Below are 538 nucleotides of genomic sequence, written 5' to 3'. Positions count from 1 at the left end.
CTCGTGTTGATGAAATCACGAAAGACGTAGATAAAACCCCACACGCGTACTACTTCCAGCAGGCACAAAATGGCGTGTACGCTCGCCAAGCGCTGTTGGCTTTGGTTCTAAACGAAACACTGTAATCGAGGAGATAAAAACATGGCTAAAGAAACTCAATTGCAGGTAGAAGCAATCAAAAACGGCACCGTCATCGACCACATTCCAGCACAAATTGGTATCAAAGTGCTGAAATTGTTCGATATGCACAATTCTTCTCAACGTGTAACGATTGGTCTGAACTTGCCATCTTCAGCTCTGGGTCACAAAGACTTGCTGAAGATTGAGAACGTGTTCATCAATGAAGAACAAGCAAGCAAACTGGCGCTGTACGCACCGCACGCGACGGTAAACCAAATCGAAAACTACGAAGTCGTGAAAAAACTGGCTCTAGAGTTGCCAGAGAAAATCAACAACGTGTTTGAGTGTCCAAACTCAAACTGTATCTCTCACAACGAGCCAGTAGAAAGCAGTTTTAAAGTTTTCGAGAAGAAAGAAG

Annotated in this window: 1 protein-coding gene and 1 pseudogene; both read left to right on the top strand. The window is 43.9% G+C overall.

The features are described 5' to 3' along the window. Window positions 1-125 (top strand): annotated as a pseudogene (locus R7Q09_RS27925) (aspartate carbamoyltransferase); the annotation flags it as partial. Between the two features lie 16 nt (window positions 126-141). Then, window positions 142-538, top strand: a 397-nt coding sequence (gene pyrI, locus R7Q09_RS27920) for an aspartate carbamoyltransferase regulatory subunit (protein WP_318144178.1), incomplete at its 3' end; no start/stop codon positions are given.

The organism is Vibrio sp. 2130-1, from assembly GCF_033339515.1.
Note: the sequence above shows the minus strand (reverse complement) of the source record. Positions and strands in the feature narration are given on the sequence as shown.